At 72.7% G+C, this 18,998-nt stretch carries 15 protein-coding genes; 5 read left to right on the top strand and 10 right to left on the bottom strand.

The genetic code is table 11. The features are described from left to right. Nucleotides 1-80: 80 nt before the first annotated feature. Genes CFI00_RS11245 through CFI00_RS11235 form a run of 3 tightly spaced genes read right to left on the bottom strand, consistent with a single transcriptional unit; the run spans nt 81 to nt 2,483 of the window. A complete protein-coding gene (locus tag CFI00_RS11245) occupies nt 81-1,397 on the bottom strand; it encodes a glycoside hydrolase family 3 N-terminal domain-containing protein (RefSeq protein ID WP_207085215.1) in 1,317 nt (438 codons plus the stop codon). A 40-nt stretch (nt 1,398-1,437) separates the two neighbouring features. Next, nucleotides 1,438-2,034 carry a dephospho-CoA kinase gene (gene coaE, locus CFI00_RS11240; protein ID WP_242532798.1) on the bottom strand — a complete coding sequence of 199 codons (597 nt, stop codon included), beginning with the start codon at nt 2,032-2,034 and terminating at the stop codon, nt 1,438-1,440. Then, nucleotides 2,031-2,483, bottom strand: a complete 453-nt coding sequence (locus tag CFI00_RS11235; protein WP_207085214.1) for a MarR family transcriptional regulator — start codon at nt 2,481-2,483, stop codon at nt 2,031-2,033. The genes coaE and CFI00_RS11235 overlap by 4 nt, the downstream gene beginning before the upstream one ends. Before the next feature lie 83 nt (nt 2,484-2,566). Between CFI00_RS11235 and CFI00_RS11230 the strand changes: the two genes are divergently transcribed. Further along, nucleotides 2,567-4,420, top strand: coding sequence for an ABC transporter ATP-binding protein (locus CFI00_RS11230; RefSeq protein WP_207085213.1), 1,854 nt, complete (start codon nt 2,567-2,569; stop codon nt 4,418-4,420). Between the two features lie 7 nt (nt 4,421-4,427). On the opposite strand, the gene CFI00_RS11225 is transcribed toward CFI00_RS11230, so the two are convergent. Further along, entirely contained in the window at nt 4,428-5,705 is a 1,278-nt protein-coding gene (locus tag CFI00_RS11225) for an aminotransferase class I/II-fold pyridoxal phosphate-dependent enzyme (RefSeq protein WP_207085212.1), read from the bottom strand. A gap of 80 nt (nt 5,706-5,785) precedes the next feature. Beyond that, entirely contained in the window at nt 5,786-6,736 is a 951-nt protein-coding gene (locus tag CFI00_RS11220; RefSeq protein ID WP_207085211.1) for a helix-turn-helix domain-containing protein, read from the bottom strand. A 113-nt stretch (nt 6,737-6,849) separates the two neighbouring features. Between CFI00_RS11220 and CFI00_RS11215 the strand changes: the two genes are divergently transcribed. Next, nucleotides 6,850-8,115, top strand: coding sequence for a class I adenylate-forming enzyme family protein (locus CFI00_RS11215; RefSeq protein WP_207085210.1), 1,266 nt, complete (start codon nt 6,850-6,852; stop codon nt 8,113-8,115). A 27-nt stretch (nt 8,116-8,142) separates the two neighbouring features. Here the strand turns inward: CFI00_RS11215 and CFI00_RS11210 are convergent, their stop codons facing one another. The 3 genes from CFI00_RS11210 to CFI00_RS11200 all read right to left on the bottom strand — a co-directional run bounded on the left by CFI00_RS11210 (nt 8,143) and on the right by CFI00_RS11200 (nt 11,694). Then, on the bottom strand, nt 8,143-8,985 hold the full coding sequence (locus tag CFI00_RS11210; protein WP_207085209.1) for a patatin-like phospholipase family protein: 843 nt from the start codon (nt 8,983-8,985) through the stop codon (nt 8,143-8,145). An 89-nt stretch (nt 8,986-9,074) separates the two neighbouring features. Then, complete coding sequence (gene rpsA, locus CFI00_RS11205) at nt 9,075-10,562, bottom strand: 30S ribosomal protein S1 (RefSeq protein ID WP_207085208.1); 1,488 nt, start codon at nt 10,560-10,562, stop codon at nt 9,075-9,077. Nucleotides 10,563-10,791: 229 nt separating this feature from the next. Next, a complete protein-coding gene (locus tag CFI00_RS11200; protein WP_242532796.1) occupies nt 10,792-11,694 on the bottom strand; it encodes a phosphotransferase in 903 nt (300 codons plus the stop codon). A 234-nt stretch (nt 11,695-11,928) separates the two neighbouring features. Here CFI00_RS11200 and CFI00_RS11195 point away from each other — a divergent pair, with 234 nt between their 5' ends. From CFI00_RS11195 to CFI00_RS11185, 3 genes are all read left to right on the top strand, one after another. Next, entirely contained in the window at nt 11,929-15,048 is a 3,120-nt protein-coding gene (locus CFI00_RS11195; RefSeq protein WP_207085207.1) for an Ig-like domain-containing protein, read from the top strand. 83 nt (nt 15,049-15,131) lie between these two features. Next, nucleotides 15,132-15,953, top strand: a complete 822-nt coding sequence (locus tag CFI00_RS11190; RefSeq protein ID WP_207085206.1) for a class I SAM-dependent methyltransferase — start codon at nt 15,132-15,134, stop codon at nt 15,951-15,953. Further along, nucleotides 15,950-16,957, top strand: a complete 1,008-nt coding sequence (locus tag CFI00_RS11185; protein ID WP_207085205.1) for a hypothetical protein — start codon at nt 15,950-15,952, stop codon at nt 16,955-16,957. Before CFI00_RS11190 ends, CFI00_RS11185 begins: the two co-directional genes overlap by 4 nt. Before the next feature lie 22 nt (nt 16,958-16,979). Here CFI00_RS11185 and CFI00_RS11180 read toward each other — a convergent pair whose 3' ends face one another. Together CFI00_RS11180 and CFI00_RS11175 are read right to left on the bottom strand one after the other, a co-directional pair. Next, on the bottom strand, nt 16,980-17,954 hold the full coding sequence (locus CFI00_RS11180; protein ID WP_207085204.1) for an SDR family oxidoreductase: 975 nt from the start codon (nt 17,952-17,954) through the stop codon (nt 16,980-16,982). Further along, nucleotides 17,947-18,963, bottom strand: a complete 1,017-nt coding sequence (locus CFI00_RS11175) for a glycosyltransferase (protein ID WP_207085203.1) — start codon at nt 18,961-18,963, stop codon at nt 17,947-17,949. The genes CFI00_RS11180 and CFI00_RS11175 overlap by 8 nt, the downstream gene beginning before the upstream one ends. Nucleotides 18,964-18,998 lie beyond the last annotated feature (35 nt).

The raw sequence follows: 18,998 nt of genomic DNA, 5'->3' as shown, positions 1-18,998 counted from the left end.
GGCCCGCTCCGCTCAAAGGCCGTCGTCGCGCGTCCGCCTTGCCAGGCACGCACCCTCAGACCGCGACGCCGCCTGATCGACTAGTACGCCGCGGACAACAGGTCCGCACTCGCGGCCCGTGCCCGTTCGACCACGTCGGCGGGCACGGGCCGCTGTGCTGCCACGCGTGCCTGCCACACCTGGAGCGCGACCACGCGGGCCGCTGCCTCCTCGACCCGCTCGCGCGAGACGTCGCCTGCGTTGATCGCGTCGGTGACGATCTGGTGCGTCGTTGCCGTCTCGACCGGCATCAGCAGCAGGTCGGCGCCCGCCTCCAGCGCCTGGAGGGCGGGCGTCGGCCGACCACCGACCGCACCCATGCCGAGCGAGTCGGTGATGGCCACTCCCTCGAAGCCGAGGTCGTCGCGCAGCAGGTCGTAGACCTCGGGAGCCATGCTGGCCGGAACGCCTGGTGCGATGGCGGTGAGGTCGAGGTGGCTCAACATCACGGCGGGGGCTGCCTTGTCGATCGCGGCCTCGAAGGGCGGCAGGTCGTGCGACTCGATCTCCCCGAGGGGCGAGTCCACGACGGGAAGGGTGTCGTGGCTGTCGCTGGTTGCCGTCCCGTGACCAGGGAAGTGCTTCACGGTCGACACGATGCCGGCGGCGTCGTAGCCCTTGATCGCAGCAGCGACGGCGTCGGCCGCGAGCTCCGGGTCCGTCGACGGGGAGCGAGCGCCGATCGTCGGGTCGGCGGCGCCGATCGTCACGTCGGCGACGGGCGCGAACACCCAGGTGAAGCCGAGGCCGCGCAGCTCGAGGGCCGTGGTCAGCGCGGCCACCCGGGTCGCCCGCCGCCCCTCCTTGGGATCCGCAGCGATGGCCTGGCCGGCGGAGGCGAAGTGCGGGAACTCAGTGGCAATGCCCCGCAGGTGGGAGACGTAGCCTCCCTCCTGGTCCACGCCGATCACGGGCGGGAAGTCACGGCCGTCGTCGGCCGCCGCCTTCGCGATGCCGGCGGTCATGGCCCGCACCTGGTCGAGGTCGGCGACGTTGGCCCCGGTGACCGAGACCCCCGCGAGGTGGAGGTCGCGCACCATCCGCGCCGGCTCCGCCGGATCGGTGCCGTGGAAACGACCCACGATCACACCGCCGGCGAGCTGTTCGGGGGTCCAGGTGCTGACGAGCTCGCGGGCCGCATCGAGCTCGCCCACGGTGGGTCCCCAGGAGGTCGGGGCGTCCGGGTCCTCGGCCTCCGCGGCCCCAGCCTCTGGCGAGGCGGCGCCGGACGGGGCGGATGACGACGGCGCGGAGGTCGCGGGCGCCGCGTCGTCGGACGTCGGGCTGAGGCCGGCACAGCCGCTCACGAGCAGGACACCCGTCGCGATCGCGGCCAGTCGGGGTCGGATCGGAAGCACGCGTGGAGGGTACCGGCCGCACCCGCGCGAACCGGAAACGTCAGGCCCGCGCGGCCAGCTCGGCGTACACGTCCTCCACGCGGCGGCGCAGGTCCTCGAGCGAGCCGGTGTTGTCGATGACGTGGCTCGCGATCGCCCGTCGGTCCTCCCGTGAGGCCTGGGCGGCGATGCGCGACTCGGCGTCCTCCTTGGTCCACCCTCGGTCGCCGACCATGCGCGCCACCTGTACCTCGGTGGGTGCGTCCACCACGATCACGGCGTCGAACGACCCGGCCCGGCCGACCTCGGCCAGCAGCGGGATGTCGTGGACCACCACCGCGTCGGCGCCGGCTGCGGCCTCGAGCTCGGCGCTGCGCCGGTGCACGAGGGGGTGGATGATCGCCTCGAGGCGCTTGCGGGCGTCCGGGTCGGCGAAGACCAGGGCACCCATGGCCGGACGGTCGAGGTCTCCCCCGGGCGTCAGCAGGCCGGGACCGAACTCGGCCACCACGGCCTCCAGCCCCGGTGTGCCCAGCGCGACCACCTCGCGCGCGATCGCGTCGGCGTCGATCACCACGGCGCCGAGCTCGACGAGGATCGCCGACACCGTGCTCTTGCCGGAGGCGATGCCCCCGGTCAGTCCCACCCGGACGGTCACTGGTCCTCCCCCACGACGACGGTCAGCATCTCGTGGAGCGTACGACGCTGCGCCGGCGTCAGCACGTCCAGGACCCGCTCGGACGCCTCGAGGCGCACCTGCTCGATCCGTCCGACGAGGTCGCGGCCGGAGTCGGTGAGGGTGAGCGTGGTGGCCCTCCGGTCGCTGGGGTCGGCCGCGCGTCGCAGCCAGCCGTGGTGCTCGAGGGCGTCGACCACCTCGGTGGCCGACCGCGGGGCGATGCGCAGCTCCTCGGCGAGCGTCGAGGGACGCATGCCCCCGGGAGCGGAGTCGAGCACGCGGAGTGCCCGGGACTGAGCCGGGGTGACGTGCCACTCGGCGAGCGCGTCGGCGTAGGCACGCCGCACCCGTCGCGCGAGGGCCATGACGAGGTCGCCGGTGTGCTCCTGCGACCCCGGGTGCGGGTGTGGGCGCCGCTGGAGCTCCATGGAATATCTCCGCATCCTGTCCGGTTGTGACCTCATAGTGAGGTTACCTCACATAGCCCTCGTCCCAGAGAGGAGCTGGTCCCATGGATGACCTCTCCCGACCCGGATCCCGGTCCGACTCCCCCTCGAGCCGCTCCCGCCGCGGCGGGCGGCCCGACCCCGCCGACGTGCGGCAGCTCGCGGACTCCCCCGTCTCGCTGCGGCGCGTGGCCCGCCTCTTCGCACCCCACCGCTCGACGCTCACCGTCGTCGTGGCCCTGATCGTGCTGAGCTCCACCGTCTCGCTGGCCCAGCCCTTCCTCGTGCGCCACGTCATCGACGAGGCGCTGCCGCGCCAGGACGTACGCCTCCTGCTGCTCCTGGTCGGCGCGATGCTCGCCGTCGCGATCGCGACCGCCGCGATCGGCGTCGTGCAGACCTGGCTCTCGACCTCCGTCGGCCAGCAGGTGATGCACCGCCTGCGCAGCGACCTCTTCGCCCACCTGCAGCGCCAGTCGCTCGACTTCTTCACCCGCACCCGCGGGGGCGAGGTGCAGTCGCGCCTGGTCAACGACATCGGCAGCATGCAGGGGGTCGTGACCCAGACCGCGACCTCGATCGCCGCCAACGTCACCGTCGTGGCGGGCACGGCGGTCGCGATGGTCGCCCTCAGCTGGCGGCTCGCGCTCATCTCGCTGGTGGTCCTGCCGCCGGCCGTGCTGCTCACCCGGCAGGTGGCCCGGATGCGCCACCGCATCACCGGCGAGCGGCAGCGTCGCCTGGCCGACCTCCACGTCCAGATCGAGGAGGGCCTCTCCGTGAGCGGCATGCTCCTGTCCAAGACCCTCGGCGCGTCACCGCGACTGACCGCGAGGTTCGACGAGACCTCCTCCGACCTCGTCGGGCTGGAGATCCGCTCCCGGCTCGCCGGCCGCTGGCGGATGGCGACGATGAACGTCGTCTTCGCCGCCGTGCCGGCCGCGATCTACCTCGCCGCCGGCCTGCCCGCGACGTCGGGCGGGATGACCATCGGCACCCTGGTGGCCTTCATCGCCCTCCAGGGCAACCTGTTCCGCCCGCTGATGGGCCTGCTGAACGTCGGGGTCGATCTCACCGCCTCGATGGCACTCTTCAGCCGCATCTTCGAGTACGCCGACCTGCCGGTCGACCTCCTCGAGGCGTCCGACCCGACCCCGCTCGAGCGCGCCTCGGCCCGCGGCGAGGTGCGGTTCGCGGGCGTCGGCTTCGGCTACGACCCCGACCGGCCGGTGCTCACCGACATCGACCTCGTCGTCCCGGCCGGCACCACGCTGGCGCTGGTGGGCGAGACCGGCAGCGGCAAGTCGACCCTGGCCTCCCTCGTCCCGCGCCTGCGCGACGTGACGACCGGGAGCGTCACCGTCGACGGGATCGACGTCCGCGACCTGGCCTCGGCCGACCTCGCCGAGCTCGTGGGCGTCGTGACGCAGGAGACCTACCTGAGGCACGCCAGCGTGCGCGACAACCTGCGCCACGCCCGGCCCGACGCCACCGACGCCGAGATCGAGGACGCCTGCCGCCGGGCCCGCATCCACGACCTCGTGGCGTCGCTCCCCGACGGCTACGACACCCTCGTGGGCTCCCGCGGCCACCGCTTCTCCGGCGGCGAGCAGCAGCGCCTGGCGATCGCGCGTACGCTCCTGCGCGACCCGGCGGTCCTGGTCCTCGACGAGGCCACCAGCGCACTGGACAACGAGACCGAGCGGGCCATCCTCGAGACGTTCGCGGCCGTGGCTGCCACCCGCACCACCATCACGATCGCGCACCGCCTCTCGACCGTCCGCGACGCCGACCAGATCGCCGTGCTCAACGACGGGCGCGTCGTCGAGGTCGGCACCCACGAGGAGCTGCTGCTCCGCGGTGGGCGCTACGCCGAGCTGGTGCGCGGCGGCCTCGAGCGCGAGCACGCCGCCGCCTGAGCCTGGTTCAGGCGGACGCCTTCTCGGCGGCGGCGAGCAGCACGCAGGTGGCGACGGCCTCCATCGCCTCGGTGACCTCCGCGAGCGGCGGCATCGTCGGCGCGAGGCGGATGTTGGTGTCGTCCGGGTCCTGCTTGTACGGGAAGGACGAGCCCGCGGGCGTGAGCGCGATGCCCGCCTCCTTGGCCAGCGCAACCACGCGTGACGCGGTGCCCGGCACGACGTCGAGGTTGACGAAGTAGCCGCCGGCCGGCTTGTTCCAGGTGGCCACACCGCGCCCGCCGAGGCGCTCGGTCAGCACCCGGTCCACCTCGGCGAACTTCGGCGCGATGATCTCGCGGTGCTTGCCCATGTGCTCGCGCACGCCCTGCGGCGAGCCGAAGAACTCGACGTGTCGCAGGTGGTTGACCTTGTCCGGTCCGATCGAGCCGTTGCCGAGGTGGCCGAGGTACCACGCGACGTTGGCGGTGGACGCCGCCAGGAACGCCACGCCCGCGCCGGCGTAGGTGATCTTGGACGTCGAGGCGAACATGATCGGGCGGTGCGGGTGCCCCGCGGCCGACGCCAGGGTGAGGATGTCGGCGCTCTTCGCCTCGTCCTCGGTCAGGTGGTGCAGCGCGTAGGCGTTGTCCCAGAAGATCTTGAAGTCCGGCGCTGCGGCCGGCATCGCCGCCAGGCGCGCGGCGACGTCCTGGCTCACGACTGCGCCCGTCGGGTTGGCGTACGTCGGCACGATCCACATGCCCTTGATGCTCGGGTCGTCCGCGACCAGCGCGGCGACGGCGTCGACATCGGGGCCGTCGTCGTGCATGGGCACGGTCACCATCTCGATGCCGAGGCTCTCCAGCAGGGTGAAGTGGCGGTCGTAGCCCGGCACCGGGCACACGAAGCGCACCTTCTCCTCCCGGCTCCACGGCCGCTCGGAGTCGACGCCGCCGAACAGCATCAGGTAGACGAGGCAGTCACGCATGACCGTGAGGCTCGAGTTGCCGCCCGCCACGAGCTGGTCGGGCTCGACCCAGAGCAGCTCGGCGAACATCTCGCGCAGCTCGCGCAGGCCCTCGAGCCCGCCGTAGTTGCGTACGTCGACCCCGGCCGCGTCCTTCGTCGAGGTCGGCAGGTGCAGCAGCGCGTCGGAGAGGTCGAGCTGCTGCGACGAGGGCTTGCCGCGCGTGAGGTCGAGCTTCAGCCCGCGCGCCTTCAGCTCCTCGTAGGCGGCGCGCTGCTGCTCGAGCAGGGCGGCCAGGTCGTCGGCGGACAGGTCGGTCAGCGCAGTCGCGGTCACGCGGGCAAGGCTACCGAGGACCGTCCTGCGCCCTCAGGGGTGGAGCCACGGATCGGGACGCACGCCGCCCGACGACGGCCTCAGGCGGTCAGCCGGAACGTACGCCGGTACTCCTGCGGGCTGACCCCGCGCGAGCGACCGAAGTGGTGACGCAGCGTGGCGGCGTTGCCGAACCCGACCTCACCGGCGACCCAGTCCACCGGGTGGTCGGTCTGCTCGAGCAGCTCCTGCGCCGCGCGCACCCGCTCGCCGAGGATCCAGCTGTAGGGCGTCGTCCCGGTCTCCTCCTTGAAGCGGCGGGCGAAGGTGCGCGCCGACATGTGCACCTGGCGCGCCAGCGTCTCGACGTCGAGGTCCTCGGACAGGTGCTCGCTGATCCAGGCCAGCAGCGGCGCGAGCGCCTCGGACTCGCAGACCGGGACCGGTCGGGCGATGAACTGCGCCTGCCCGCCGTCGCGGTGCGGCGGCACGACCATCCGTCGAGCGGTGGTCGCGGCCACCTTGGCGCCGAACTGCTGGCGCATCACGTGCAGCGCCGCATCGAGCGCGGCCGCCGAGCCCGCGCCGGTGACGATCGACCCGTCCTGCACGTAGAGTACGTCGCGGTCGACGATCGCCTCCGGGTGGCGCTCGGCCAGCTCGGCGGCGTAGCGCCAGTGCGTGGTGCAGCGACGGCCGTCGAGGAGGCCGGCCTGCGCCAGCATGAAGGTCGCCGAGCAGTGCGCGAAGAGCATCGCGCCCCGGTCGTGGGTGTCCCGGAGCAGCTGGGAGACCTCCGGGGACGTCTCGAGGTAGTTGCCCTTGGGCGCGAGGCAGACCAGGTCGGCGTCGGCCGCCTCCTCCAACCCGTGCTCGACCACCAGGTCGAAGCCGGCCCGCGTACGGAGCCTGCCGGGCTCGGGCGTGACGACGACGAAGTCGAAGACCGGGTTGTCGTCCTCGGGGTGGTAGGGCTCGGCCCAGACCTCGCACAGCGCTCCCAGCCCGAACGGCTCTGGCTGGCCCTGCACCAGGACGGCGACCTTCTTCATGGCGCCAGCATGCACCGCCTATGGCAGGAACTCAACTGACGGTGCGATTCCTGCCACGGGTATCGCTGCTCCCCCCGACCGGAGGTCCCGGGGCGACCCGGCACAATGCGGGCATGGGCGACGCAGGGCTGGGCGAGGGCTCGCGGGTCGCCCTGCTCGTGCCCGGCTCGCCGGCGCACGTCGACCTGGTGCTCGCGCTGCTGGCCGACGGGATCTTCCCCGTGCCGCTCGACCCCGCCCTCACCCAGTCCGAGCGCGAGCGGATCCTCGCCCCGATCGAGCCCGACCTCGTCGTCACCTCGCAGGAGCAGGTCGACATGCTCCTGGCCGGGCGCGCGGACCGTCGGAGGTCACTCCCCCGCGGGCGCCCCATCCACTGCACGAGCGGGACCACCGGCACGCCCAAGGGCGTCTGGTCCGGCCTGCTGGACGACGCAGAGGCCTCGGCGCTCGTGGCGGAGGAGCGCGACCTCTGGGGGTTCGAGGCGTCCGACGTCAACCTCGTCCTCAGTCCACTGCACCACTCCGCACCCCTGCGCTTCGCCATGGGGACGCTGCTCGCCGGCGGCCGGATCGAGGTGCCCGGGAAGTTCGACCCGGCGGCCGTGACCGCCGCCATCGAGGCCGCTCGCCCCACGACGATGTTCTGCGTCCCGACGCACCTGCAGCGGCTCTTCGCGCACTGGGACCAGGTCGGCGTACCCGACCTGTCGTCCTTCCGGCTCGTCGCGCACGCCGGCGCGCCGTGCCCGGCCGTGGTCAAGCACCGCCTCGTCGAGCTGTTCCCCGACGGCTCCACGTGGGAGTTCTACGGCTCGACCGAGGGCCAGTTCACCGCGTGCCGGTCCGAGGAGTGGCTCACCCGACCCGGCACCGTCGGGCGGGCCCGCCCGGGTCGCGCGCTGACCACCGACGAGGACGGGCGGATCTGGTGCGCGGTGCCGTCCCACGCCCGGTTCACCTACCTCGGTGCCCCCGAGCAGACCGCCGCAGCATGGCGGGACACGCCTTCCGGGCCGGCCTTCACCGTCGGCGACGTCGGCCGGATCGACCCCGACGGCTACGTCCACCTCGACGGGCGGCGTACCGACCTGATCATCTCCGGCGGGGTCAACGTCTATCCCCTCGAGGTCGAGAACGCACTGCGCGAGCACCGCGGGGTCGAGGACGTCGCGGTGTACGGCGTCGCCGACGAGCGGTGGGGCCAGCGGGTGTGCGCCGCCGTCGTCGGCACCGCCTCGCCCGACGACCTCGCCGCTCACGCGCGCCGGGTGCTCGCACCCGCCAAGCGGCCCAAGGACTACGTCACCGTCACCGAGCTGCCGATGACCGCGACCGGCAAGGTACGCCGCGACGCACTGGCCGACCTCTCCGGCTGACGCGGCGGAGCCGGGGTCCGCGCAGGCTCAGGCCGTCCACACGTGGCGGATCTCGTCGACCAGACCGCGCGACTGGCGCAGCCCGGCCTCGGCGGCGTCCTTGCGCTTCGCCGGGTCGAGCAGGTTGCGCCCGAAGGCTGCCAGCGCCTCGGGATCGGGCGTCACCACCGACCACTCCCGCGGGGCCACGCGCTCGAGCTGCGCCCGGATGGACGTCTTCTTGCTCAGCGACCTCGGCAGCGGCGCCAGCACGACCACCCGCTCGACGTCGCGGGCCACGTCGACGTTGGCGGTCGAGCGCATCCCGCCGTCCATGTAGGACCGGCCACCGATCTCGACCGGCGGCCACACCGTCGGCACGGCGCAGCTGGCCGCCACCGCCGAGACGAGGTCGACCCCGGAGTCGGCGGTGAAGACGGTGAACTCACCGCTCTCCGCGTCGACGGCGGTGATGCGCAGGTCGCGATCGGGCCAGGCGTGGACGGGCAGCCGGGAGCGGATCACGCCCTCGCGATCGACGCTCCCGGGCTCGTGGGCTGCGCGCGCGACGCGGCCAACCCGGGCCAGCTTGTCGCGACCGCTGCCGGGCAGGAGGTAGGGCGGTGCGAGCTTGAGCGCGGCGATGCGCGACAACCGACCACCCAGCTCGGCGTCGGGCGGCTCGAGCTGTGCGGCGTAGAGGTCGGCGGGGGGTACGTCGTTCGCGACCTGCGCGCCGACGACCGAGCCCGCAGACGTTCCCACCACGATGTCTGCGTCAGTGAGGTCGACCCCCGCCTCGGCGAGGCCGGCGATGATGCCGATCTCCCACGCGATGCCCGTGATCCCGCCGCCGCCGAGGACGAGTGCCGTACGCCCGTGTCCTGTCATGCCGCAGTTCTACCCCACGCACGACGACGGCCCGCCGGGGATCCCCGGCGGGCCGTCGTGCTGTGCGTTCGGATCAGGGGGTCAGCCGATCAGGCCTGGCCACCCGTGAGCTTCTCGCGGAGCGCCTGCAGCGCCTCGTCGGAGGCCAGCGAGCCGCCGGTGTCGCCACCGGACTCGCCACCCTCGACGACGTCGCCACCCGAGGAGTAGGACGTGGCCTCGCCGGCCTCGGCCTCGGCGACCTTGGCGTCCGCCTGCTGCTTGACGTGCTGCTCCCAGCGCGCGTGCGCCTTGGCGTACTGGTCCTCCCAGACCGCACGCTGCTCGTCGAAGCCCTCGAGCCACTCCCCCGTCTCGGGGTCGAAGCCCTCGGGGTAGACGTAGTTGCCCTGCTCGTCGTAGGTCGCAGTCATGCCGTAGAGCGTGGGGTCGAACTCCTCCACGTCAGCGGCGGCAGCGGTCTCGTTGGCCTGCTTGAGCGACAGCGAGATCCGGCGACGCTCGAGGTCGATGTCGATGATCTTGACCATCACGTCGTCGTTGACCTGGACGACCTGCTCGGGGATCTCGACGTGACGCTCGGCGAGCTCGGAGATGTGCACCAGGCCCTCGATGCCCTCCTCGACGCGGACGAACGAGCCGAAGGGCACCAGCTTGGTGACCTTGCCCGGCACGATCTGGCCGATCTGGTGGGTGCGGGCGAAGTGCTGCCACGGGTCCTCCTGCGTCGCCTTCAGCGACAGGGAGACACGCTCGCGGTCCATGTCCACGTCGAGGACCTCGACGGTGACCTCGTCGCCCACGGCGACGACCTCGGACGGGTGGTCGATGTGCTTCCACGACAGCTCGGAGACGTGGACCAGGCCGTCGACGCCACCGAGGTCCACGAAGGCACCGAAGTTGACGATCGAGGACACGACACCCTTGCGGATCTGGCCCTTCTGGAGCTGGGTGAGGAAGCCGTGACGCACCTCGGACTGGGTCTGCTCGAGCCAGGCACGGCGCGACAGGACCACGTTGTTGCGGTTCTTGTCGAGCTCGATGATCTTGGCCTCGAGGACCTGACCGACGTAGGGCTGCAGGTCGCGGACGCGACGCATCTCCACGAGCGAGGCGGGCAGGAAGCCGCGCAGGCCGATGTCGATGATGAGGCCGCCCTTGACGACCTCGATGACGGTGCCCTCGACGACGCCGTCCTCCTCCTTGACCTGCTCGATGGTGCCCCAGGCACGCTCGTACTGAGCACGCTTCTTGGACAGGATCAGACGGCCTTCCTTGTCCTCCTTCTGGAGGACCAGGGCCTCGACCTTGTCGCCCACGGAAACGACCTCGTTGGGGTCGACGTCGTGCTTGATCGACAGCTCGCGCGAGGGGATGACGCCCTCGGTCTTGTAGCCGATGTCGAGGAGGACCTCGTCGCGGTCCACCTTGACGATGGTGCCCTCGACGATGTCGCCGTCGTTGAAGTACTTGATGGTCGCGTCGATTGCCGCGAGGAAGTCCTCTTCGGACCCGATGTCGTTGATCGCGACCTGGGGCGCGTCGTAGTCCGGAAGAGTGGAGAGCGTGCTCGTCATATGGAAGGAATTTCCTTGGATGGATGGAGTCGTGCGGACGCGCGCAAAGCCTGTTTCACTGGGCCACGACGGTGACGTGTCACTGACGAGAGCTCGGCGAGCCGGGGTTCGCTCGGTACGGAAACCGGGCAGACGTCTGGCGCAGCACACAAGAGTACGCGCCTGCGACCGCGCACGTCCAACCGGGCAGGCCCCCTCGCGCCACGCTCACCTCACGCTCACGGCACGCTCAGCGGCCGAACGGCCACGCGTGCACGTCAGCGGTCTCCGCGATGGCCAGGAGCAGCGTCTCGGCGCGGTCCGCCACCGGGTTCTCCCCCGCCCGTGAGGCGAGGTCCACGAGGGACCAGAGATCAGCGGCGCGGGCGCCCTCCAGGACGACGTCCGGGTCTCCCCCGCGCACCGCGACCCAGGCGTCGAGGACCGCGGCGACGTACGCCGGGTGGCGCTCGAAGCGGAGCAGGTTCCCGAGGTCCGTCCACGGGTGGCCGGCGTGGGCGTACTCCCAGTCGAGCACCGCGGTGACCTCGAGGGTCTCGGGGGTGACGAGGACGTTCTTCGGGTTGAGGTCGCCGTGGACGAGGCTGGCACGCCCCACCTCGTCCAGCAGGTCCTGCGCGGGTCCGCAGACGTCGGACAGGGCATCCAGCCGCGCGTGCGACCACCCGTGCAGGCGGCTGGCCGCCCACTCGAGCAGGTCGTCGGCGGGGAAGCGTCCCAGCCGCAGCTCGGCGTCGACGAACGGACCGGGTCGCAGCTGGGGCATCCCGGCGAGCGCGGCCGCCACGCCGCCCAGCGACCGGCCGAGGCGGGCCAACCCCTCCGAGTCACCGGCTGCCAGCAGGCGGTCGACGGCGAGGTCGCCGCGCTCGCCCGCCAGGAAGGACGTCACCAGCAGCCCCGGGACGTTCTCCTCGGCAACCGGACGGCGTACCTCCAGAACGTCCGGCACGGGCACCAGGCCGCGGACCAGCCCCAGCACGGACCGGTCGACCTCCGGCGCCGCGGCCCCGCGCCACTCACCGGGCGGGTAGATCCGTACGACGACCTGCTCGCCGCCTGCGTCGGCGACGAAGGTGCGGCCGGAGTGACCCCCGGGCAGAGGCGCCATGGACGTCGTGGACTCACTCACCGACCCATCGTGGCACGGGCCGCCAGGCTGCTGCCGGGCGAGCGGCATCATCCCTTGAGGCAGGGTTTGTGTCACCTTCTTGTGGATTGCTCGTTGATCTGTGAGATCGCTACCAGACGTCGCGTGGACCGCCTGAGGGTCTGCGGACGGCGAGCACCCAGGGGGGTTCGACAGATGCAGGCACGACGACAGCACCGGTCACGGGGCCGGTTCTCCAGAGGAGCGGCCATCACCGTGGCCCTCGCACTACCCGGGTCGTTGCTGGCCCTGGCCCAGGAGCCCGCCGCGGCGGCGCCGCTGCCGGCGGCCTACTCCGCCGACGCCCACGCCGACATCGTCGACCTCTCCGCACAGGTCCTCGACGCCGGCGACCTCGCCGGCCTGGTGGTCGGCCACAGCCGCAGCACCGTGGCCAGCACGACCAGCGACGGCACCTCGAGCGCCGAGTCGGCCAACCTCGACGCCGGCCTGCTCTTCGACGGCCTCCGGATCTCGCCCGACCGTGTCTCGGTCACGGCCCCGCCCAGCGCCGATCCCCCGGCCGAGGACCTCCTCGACGTCCCGGTCGACCTGGTCGCGGACGTCGGGGTCGTCAGCGGTGACGTCCAGGCCGCGTGGGCGGGCACCGGCGCCTGCGTGCCGGCCGTGGACGGGGAGCGCGTCCTCTCGGACTCGCGCACGACCCTGGCCGGCGTGACGCTCGTCGACGCGCCCGCGCCTGTCGGCACCCTGGCCGAGGTCACCGCGTCCGAGACCCGGACGCGGACCGCCCTCGTCGACGATGCCGACGGCTCGGACGTCGTCTCCACCGCCACGACCACCGTGGGCGACATCGACCTGCTCGGCGGTGCCGTCACGGTGGACGTGACCAACCCCGTGGTCCTGCAGGCACGCTCCGACGGCACAGCGGGGTCGGCCGGCTTCGTCGACCCACCGACGATCACGGCGAACGTCGGCGGCAACGTCGTCGACATCCCGCTCAACGCGTCCCCGCAGGAGATCGAGCTGCCGGTGCTCGTCGAGCCCCTCGTCGACCTCACCATCACCGCCTTCACGCCGACGAACCAGTCCTCCGGCGCGACCGGCGAGGCCACCCTGGACGCCCTGCTGCGCATCGACCTGCAGGTGGCCAACGCCGTTCCGCTCCTGCCGGCAGTCGCCGACGTGTCGCTCGCAGTGGCACCGATGGCCGTGCGGGCGAGCGCGCCCAGCGGTGGCGTCGAGTGCGCCTCGCTCGACGAGGACGCTCCCGACGCGCCGGTCATCGAGGCACCTGCCGGCGGTGACGTGACCGACGACTCCACGCCCGAGTTCTCGGGCACCGCCGAGCCGGGCTCGACGGTCGTCGTGGAGGACTCCGAGGGCAACCAGGTCTGCACCGACGTCGCCGAGGGCGGCACGTGGAGCTGCACGCCGGCCACGGCCCTTCCCGACGGCGAGGACACCTACTCCGCCACGGCGACGGACGCGGCGGGCAACACCTCCGCGCCGGACACGGTCACCTTCGAGGTCGACACCACGACCACCGTGGACGTCCTGACTCCCGCCGACGGGTCCACCACCGCCGACCCGACGCCCGAGGTCGCGGGCTCCGGCGAGGCCGGAGCCACGATCACCGTCACCGAGCGCGGGCTCACGGTCTGCACCACGGCCGTGCAGTCCGACGGCACCTGGTCGTGCGACCCGACGCTCCCGCTGCTCCCCGGAGCCCACACGCTCACCGTGTCGGCCGAGGACGAGCTGGGCAACACCGACACCGCCACGACCACCTTCACCGTCGACCCCGAAGCCGAGGACACGACGGCGCCCGACGCCCCGGTCATCGAGGCCCCGGCCGACGGCGACCTGACCAGCGACGCGACGCCTGAGTTCTCGGGCACCGCGGAGCCCGGCTCGACGGTCGTCGTGGAGGACTCCGAGGGCAACGAGATCTGCACGACCACCGCAGGTCCGGTGACCGGTTCCTGGAGCTGTACGCCGACCGCACCGCTGCCCGACGGCGAGGACACCTACTCTGCCACGGCGACCGACGACGCGGGCAACACCTCTGCTCCCGACACGGTCACCTTCGAGGTCGACACCACGACCACCGTGAGCGTGCTGACGCCCGCCGACGGGTCCAGCACCGACGACCCGACGCCGGTGGTGTCCGGCACCGGCGAGGCCGGAGCGACGATCACCGTCACCGAGGGCGGGCTCACGGTCTGCACCACGACGGTCCGGTCCGACGGCACCTGGTCCTGCGACCCGACGCTGCCGCTCTTGCCCGGCGAGCACACCCTCACCGTCACCGCCGAGGACCAGGCCGGCAACACCGACACCGCGACGACGACCGTCACGGTCGTGCCCGACGGTGGCGACACCACTCCGCCGGCCGCACCGGTGATCGTCGCGCCCGCCGAGGGCGCGTCGGTGCAGGACACCACCCCGCAGATCTCGGGCACCGGCGAGGCCGGGGCCACGGTGACCGTCACGGAGGGCTCGACCGTCCTCTGCACCGCGGTGGTGGCCACCAACGGCACCTGGTCGTGCTCGTCCACGGTGGCCCTGCCCCTCGGGGCGCACACCGTGAGCGCCACGCAGGCGGACGCCGACGGCAACGTCAGCCCCGCCGACACCGTGTCCTTCACGATCGTCGGTGCCACGACGCCCTCGACGCCCGGTGACACCGACGGCGACGGGCTGCCCGACGGCCAGGAGGGGACGATCGGGACCGACCCGGACAACCCCGACACCGACAACGACGGCCTGACCGACGGCCAGGAGGTCAACGTCCACGGGACTGACCCGCTCGACGCCGACACCGACAACGACGGGCTGAGCGACGGCGCCGAGGTCGACCTCCACGGGACCGACCCCACGGATCGCGACACCGACGACGACCGCATCACCGACGGTCGTGAGGTCGCCGGCGTGCGGATCAAGGAGCGCTTCGAGGTCTGCGGCAAGAAGACGCGTACGGCGATCCTCGTCCGCACCGACCCGCTGGCCAAGGACACGGACAAGGACGGCCTCACCGACGGCAGGGAGGTCCGCGGCTACAAGATCAAGCAGAAGGTGCGGACCAGGGAGAAGGCCTTCGTCATCGGCAGGACCCGTTCCAACCCGACGAAGAAGGACACCGACCGCGACGGCCTGAAGGACAAGGTCGAGAAGACCGGCAAGGCCAACAAGCGCTTCGGCAAGGACCGGACCGACCCCTCCAAGTGCGACACCGACCAGGGCGGCGTCCGTGACGGCGCCGAGGTGAAGGCCAGGTCCAACCCCGCCGACTGGCGCTCGGGACCGCGTGACCCGCGGATCCGCAGTGGACGGATCGCGGGCCGCCTCGGCGACTCCTTCGGGATCGGCTGAGCGGAGCAACGACGACCGGGTCCCCGGGCAGACACCTGTCCGGGGACCCGGTTGCGCCGTGGGCGCGCACTAGGCTCCCGCTCGTGGACGATCACCTGCCCCAGTCGGTCCGCGTCGAGCGCCGAGCGGTCTCCGAGCAGGAGTCGCGTCGCGCCAACGGCCCCGACTGGGACCGCTACGCCGACGAGTACCAGGCGACCCACGGCACCTTCCTCGGTGACGCCGGCTTCGTATGGGGGCCGGAGGGCCACACCGAGGAGGAGCTGCGGGTCCTCGGTGACGTCGCAGGCCTCGACGTGCTCGAGGTGGGCAGCGGTGCCGGGCAGTGCTCGCGCTGGGTGCGCACCCGCGGCGGTCGCGGCTTCGGCCTCGACCTCTCCCACCGCCAGCTCCAGCACTCGCTGCGGCTCGACGAGGAGACCGGCGTCGCGGTCCCGTCCGTGCGGGGCACCGCCACCCACCTCCCGTTCGCCCCGGCGAGCTTCGACATCGTCTTCTGCTCCTTCGGAGCGCTCCAGTTCGTCAGCGACATCGAGGACGCCGTGGCCGAGGTCGCCCGCGTGCTGCGTCCGGGCGGCCGCTTCGCCTTCTCCGTCACCCACCCCACCCGCTGGATGTTCCCCGACGACCCGGGCGAGGCGGGACTGACGGCCACCCAGTCCTACTGGGACCGCACCCCCTACGTCGAGGTCGACGACGCCACCGGCCTGGTGTCCTACGTCGAGCACCACCGGACCATCGGTGACTGGGTACGCCTCCTCGCCGGCCACGGCTTCGTCCTCACCGACCTCGTGGAGCCCCAGTGGCCCGCCGACCACGACCGCGTGTGGGGTGGGTGGTCACGTGCCCGGGGCGTGCTGACGCCGGGGACGGCCATCTTCGTCGCGCACGTGGCAGACCGGTGACGACCGGCACCTGGGTCGCGGACCCGACGGTCGCGTGGGTGATCGCCCTCGAGGCACACCTGCGGGAGGCGGTGGACGTCGAGCAGGTCGCACGCGGCCTCGCCTCCGCCGGGTTCCCGGCACCGGTCGTGGCCGCCGACGAGTGCTCGGACGCCCTCCAGCAGGTCGTCGCGCCGGGGAGCGCCGCGGTGCGTGCTGCAGCCTCCGCGAACCGTGTCGTCCTCGGCGCCCAGCACGAGCACTGCGACGGGCTGGGGCTCCTCGCGCTGCTGGCGGCGGCGACGGGGGCGCCGGCCACGTCGTCGGCCCGGGGCGTGGGCGAGCGGTCCGCACGCGGGTCGGCGCTCGGTTCCACCGCCCGACGGCTCGCCGAGGCGCTGCTGGCACCTCCCGCCCCGGTCGCCGCACCAGCCGCGACGGGCCGGCGGGAGGCCGGAGAGGCGTTCGCCCGCTTCACCGTCGCCCGCAGGCTCTCCGTCGCCGAGCTGACCCACGCGGCCGTGCAGGGCGTCGCGGCCCACAACCGTGCTGCCGGAGCGCGTACGACGCGGGTGGCCGTCGCACTCGGCGCCTCACGGCTGGGAGGCGAGGTCCCGGTCGTGGGCGACCACAGCGCCCTGCTCCGGCTCCGGGGCGTGGAGGGGTTGTCCGTCCCCGAGGTGCGCGCCGCCATCCGCGCGGCTGCTCCCGAGCCACCACCGCCCGGAGCAGGTGACGCTCCGTCCCTCACCGGACGGGTCGCCACTGTCGCGATGGGTGCGCTCTCGTCGCGCCTCGGGTCCACCCTGCTCGTGTCCCACCTCGGCGAGGTCGATGCACCGTGGGTCGAGGAGCTGGCGTTCTATCCCGTCACGGGCGGGGGCAGCGGCGTGTCCGTGGGCGCGGTGGGCCTGCGGGGGACGACGGTCGTCACCCTGCGCGGTCGCGGCCACCGCCACCCGTACGCCACCCTCGAGGCCCTCGGGCGCCGCATGCACGATGCGCTCGAGGCGACCGACAGCTGAGCGACGCCGCTGGACGGCCGGCTCAGGCCAGGTGCCCCAGTGCGACCGACCTGCGCAGGTGCTCCAGCGTGGCGGTGAGCCCGACCACGAAGGGCGTCGCCGCGAGCGCGTCGAGCTCGGGCCACACCGCGCTGCGCACCCGCAGGTCGCGGGCCTGGAAGGCAGACGTCGACGACGAGCCGAAGGTCACCAGTGGGCGCCTCTTGACGACGCGGGCGAACTCCGAGACCACGAACCCCACCGACACCGCGTGCGGAGCCGCCATCACCTTGACCACCGAACGTCCGCCGCCTGTCGCCGCGCCGTCGAGACGTCGCAGGCCGGCGACCACCATGGCGCCGCAGTCGGGGGCGTAGACGTAGCTGCGCATGGTGTCGAGCGGGACGTAGATCGAGAGCGGCCGGTGCAGCAGGTGCGCACGGCAGAGCTGGGAGATGATTCCCTGCGGCTTCGACAGGTCCTGGCCGGGACCGAAGAGGTTCGCGATGCGACCGATCAGCAGGGAGGACCCGGTGTCGCGCTGGAAGTCACGCGCGAGGCCCTCGAGCGCGAGCTTGGCGTCGCCGTAGGGCGAGATGCTGACCGGCACCGTCTCCTCGTCGAAGGGCGGGTCGGCCGAGCCGGCGTACACCCCGCCGGCGGACGACGCCAGGAACAGCGACCCCTCCGCTCCCGCTCCCGCCTCGTGCAGGCTCGTCAGCAGGTGGGCGAAGGCGTCGACCTCGCGCGCGAGGTCTGCCGCCGAGGTGCCGGAGACGCCGGCGCCCGCGCACCACGCGACCCACCACGGGCGCCCCGCTGCGTGCGCGAGGAACTCCCGCGCCATCTCCTCCAGGCTCACCCGGGTGGCGTCTGCCGCCACCCAGGCGACCGGACGCGGGGGCGCCCACACCTCCGCGGTCCCGGACGCGGCCGTCGCGGCGACCACGGACGAGCCGAGCAGGCCGCCGGCCCCGACCACCCACAGGACCGGGAGGGTCGCGGGCTCCTCAGTCATGCGGGAGCGCGGTCGGCCGTCGGCCCAGCGGTCCCTGGCTCCGGTCGCCGGTGATCAGGTAGTTGGGCCGCCCCATGGACGTGTTCACCGACACGCCGACGTACTCCGCTATCACGCCGAGGGAGAACAGCACCGTCCCGACGCCCAGCAGCATCACCACCATGACGGAGGTCCAGCCGGGCTCGTCGATGGTGCCGAGCAAGCGGCCGATGACGGCTCCGATGGCGAAGACGACACCCAGCACGGCGACCGAGACACCGAGCAGCGAGACCAGTCGCAGGGCGCGCGTGCCCGACGACAGCACGAGGCGCCAGAAGTGGGAGGCGAGCGCGCGGGTCGAGTAGCCCGACGGGCGTCCGCCTTCGGCACGCAGCTCCACCGGGCAGGTCGCCACGCGCGAGTTGACCCAGCCCAGCGCGATGTCGAGGTAGACCCCGGCACCGGAGTACGCCGCCACGCTGCGCCCGATGTCGCCCAGCACGAGCCGGTAGCTCTGGAAGCTGACGATGTCGGGGCCGGGGACCAGTCGCTGCACGACCGACTTCGCCGAGCGCGAGGCGAGGTTGCGCAGCACGCCATGGGGAGCCGGGTTGGTCGCCTTCGCATAGACCACGCCGGCCTGCTCGTGCATCGCGGTGTCGAGCATGCGCGCGATCGCCTCGGGGTCGTGCTGGCCGTCCTCGTCCATCGTGACGATCCAGTCGCTGCCCGAGGACGCCATGCCCGCCAGCGTCGCGGCGTGCTGTCCGAAGTTGCGCGTCAGCCAGACTGCGCGCACCTGTGGGAACTCCTCGGCCAGCGACCTCATCACCCGCGGCGAGTCGTCCGGGCCGTTGTCGTGCACGAGCAGCACCTCGGCGACGACCATGTCGTGGCCGCCGGCCGTGACCTGCGGCGTGAAGAGCGGCGCGAGCTCCTCGACGACCGACCGCAGGGTCTGCTCACCCTGGTAGACGGGGATGACCACGGCGACGGTGTGCCGAGGGGATGGTGCGGGCGCCTCGGTCACCACGGAAAACTAGCACTCACCTGACACACTCGCGC

It is taken from the genome of Nocardioides sp. S5 (assembly GCF_017310035.1).
Lineage (GTDB): Bacteria > Actinomycetota > Actinomycetes > Propionibacteriales > Nocardioidaceae > Nocardioides.
The sequence above is the reverse complement of the archived record's forward strand: the minus strand, read 5'-3'. Positions and strand labels throughout refer to the sequence as shown.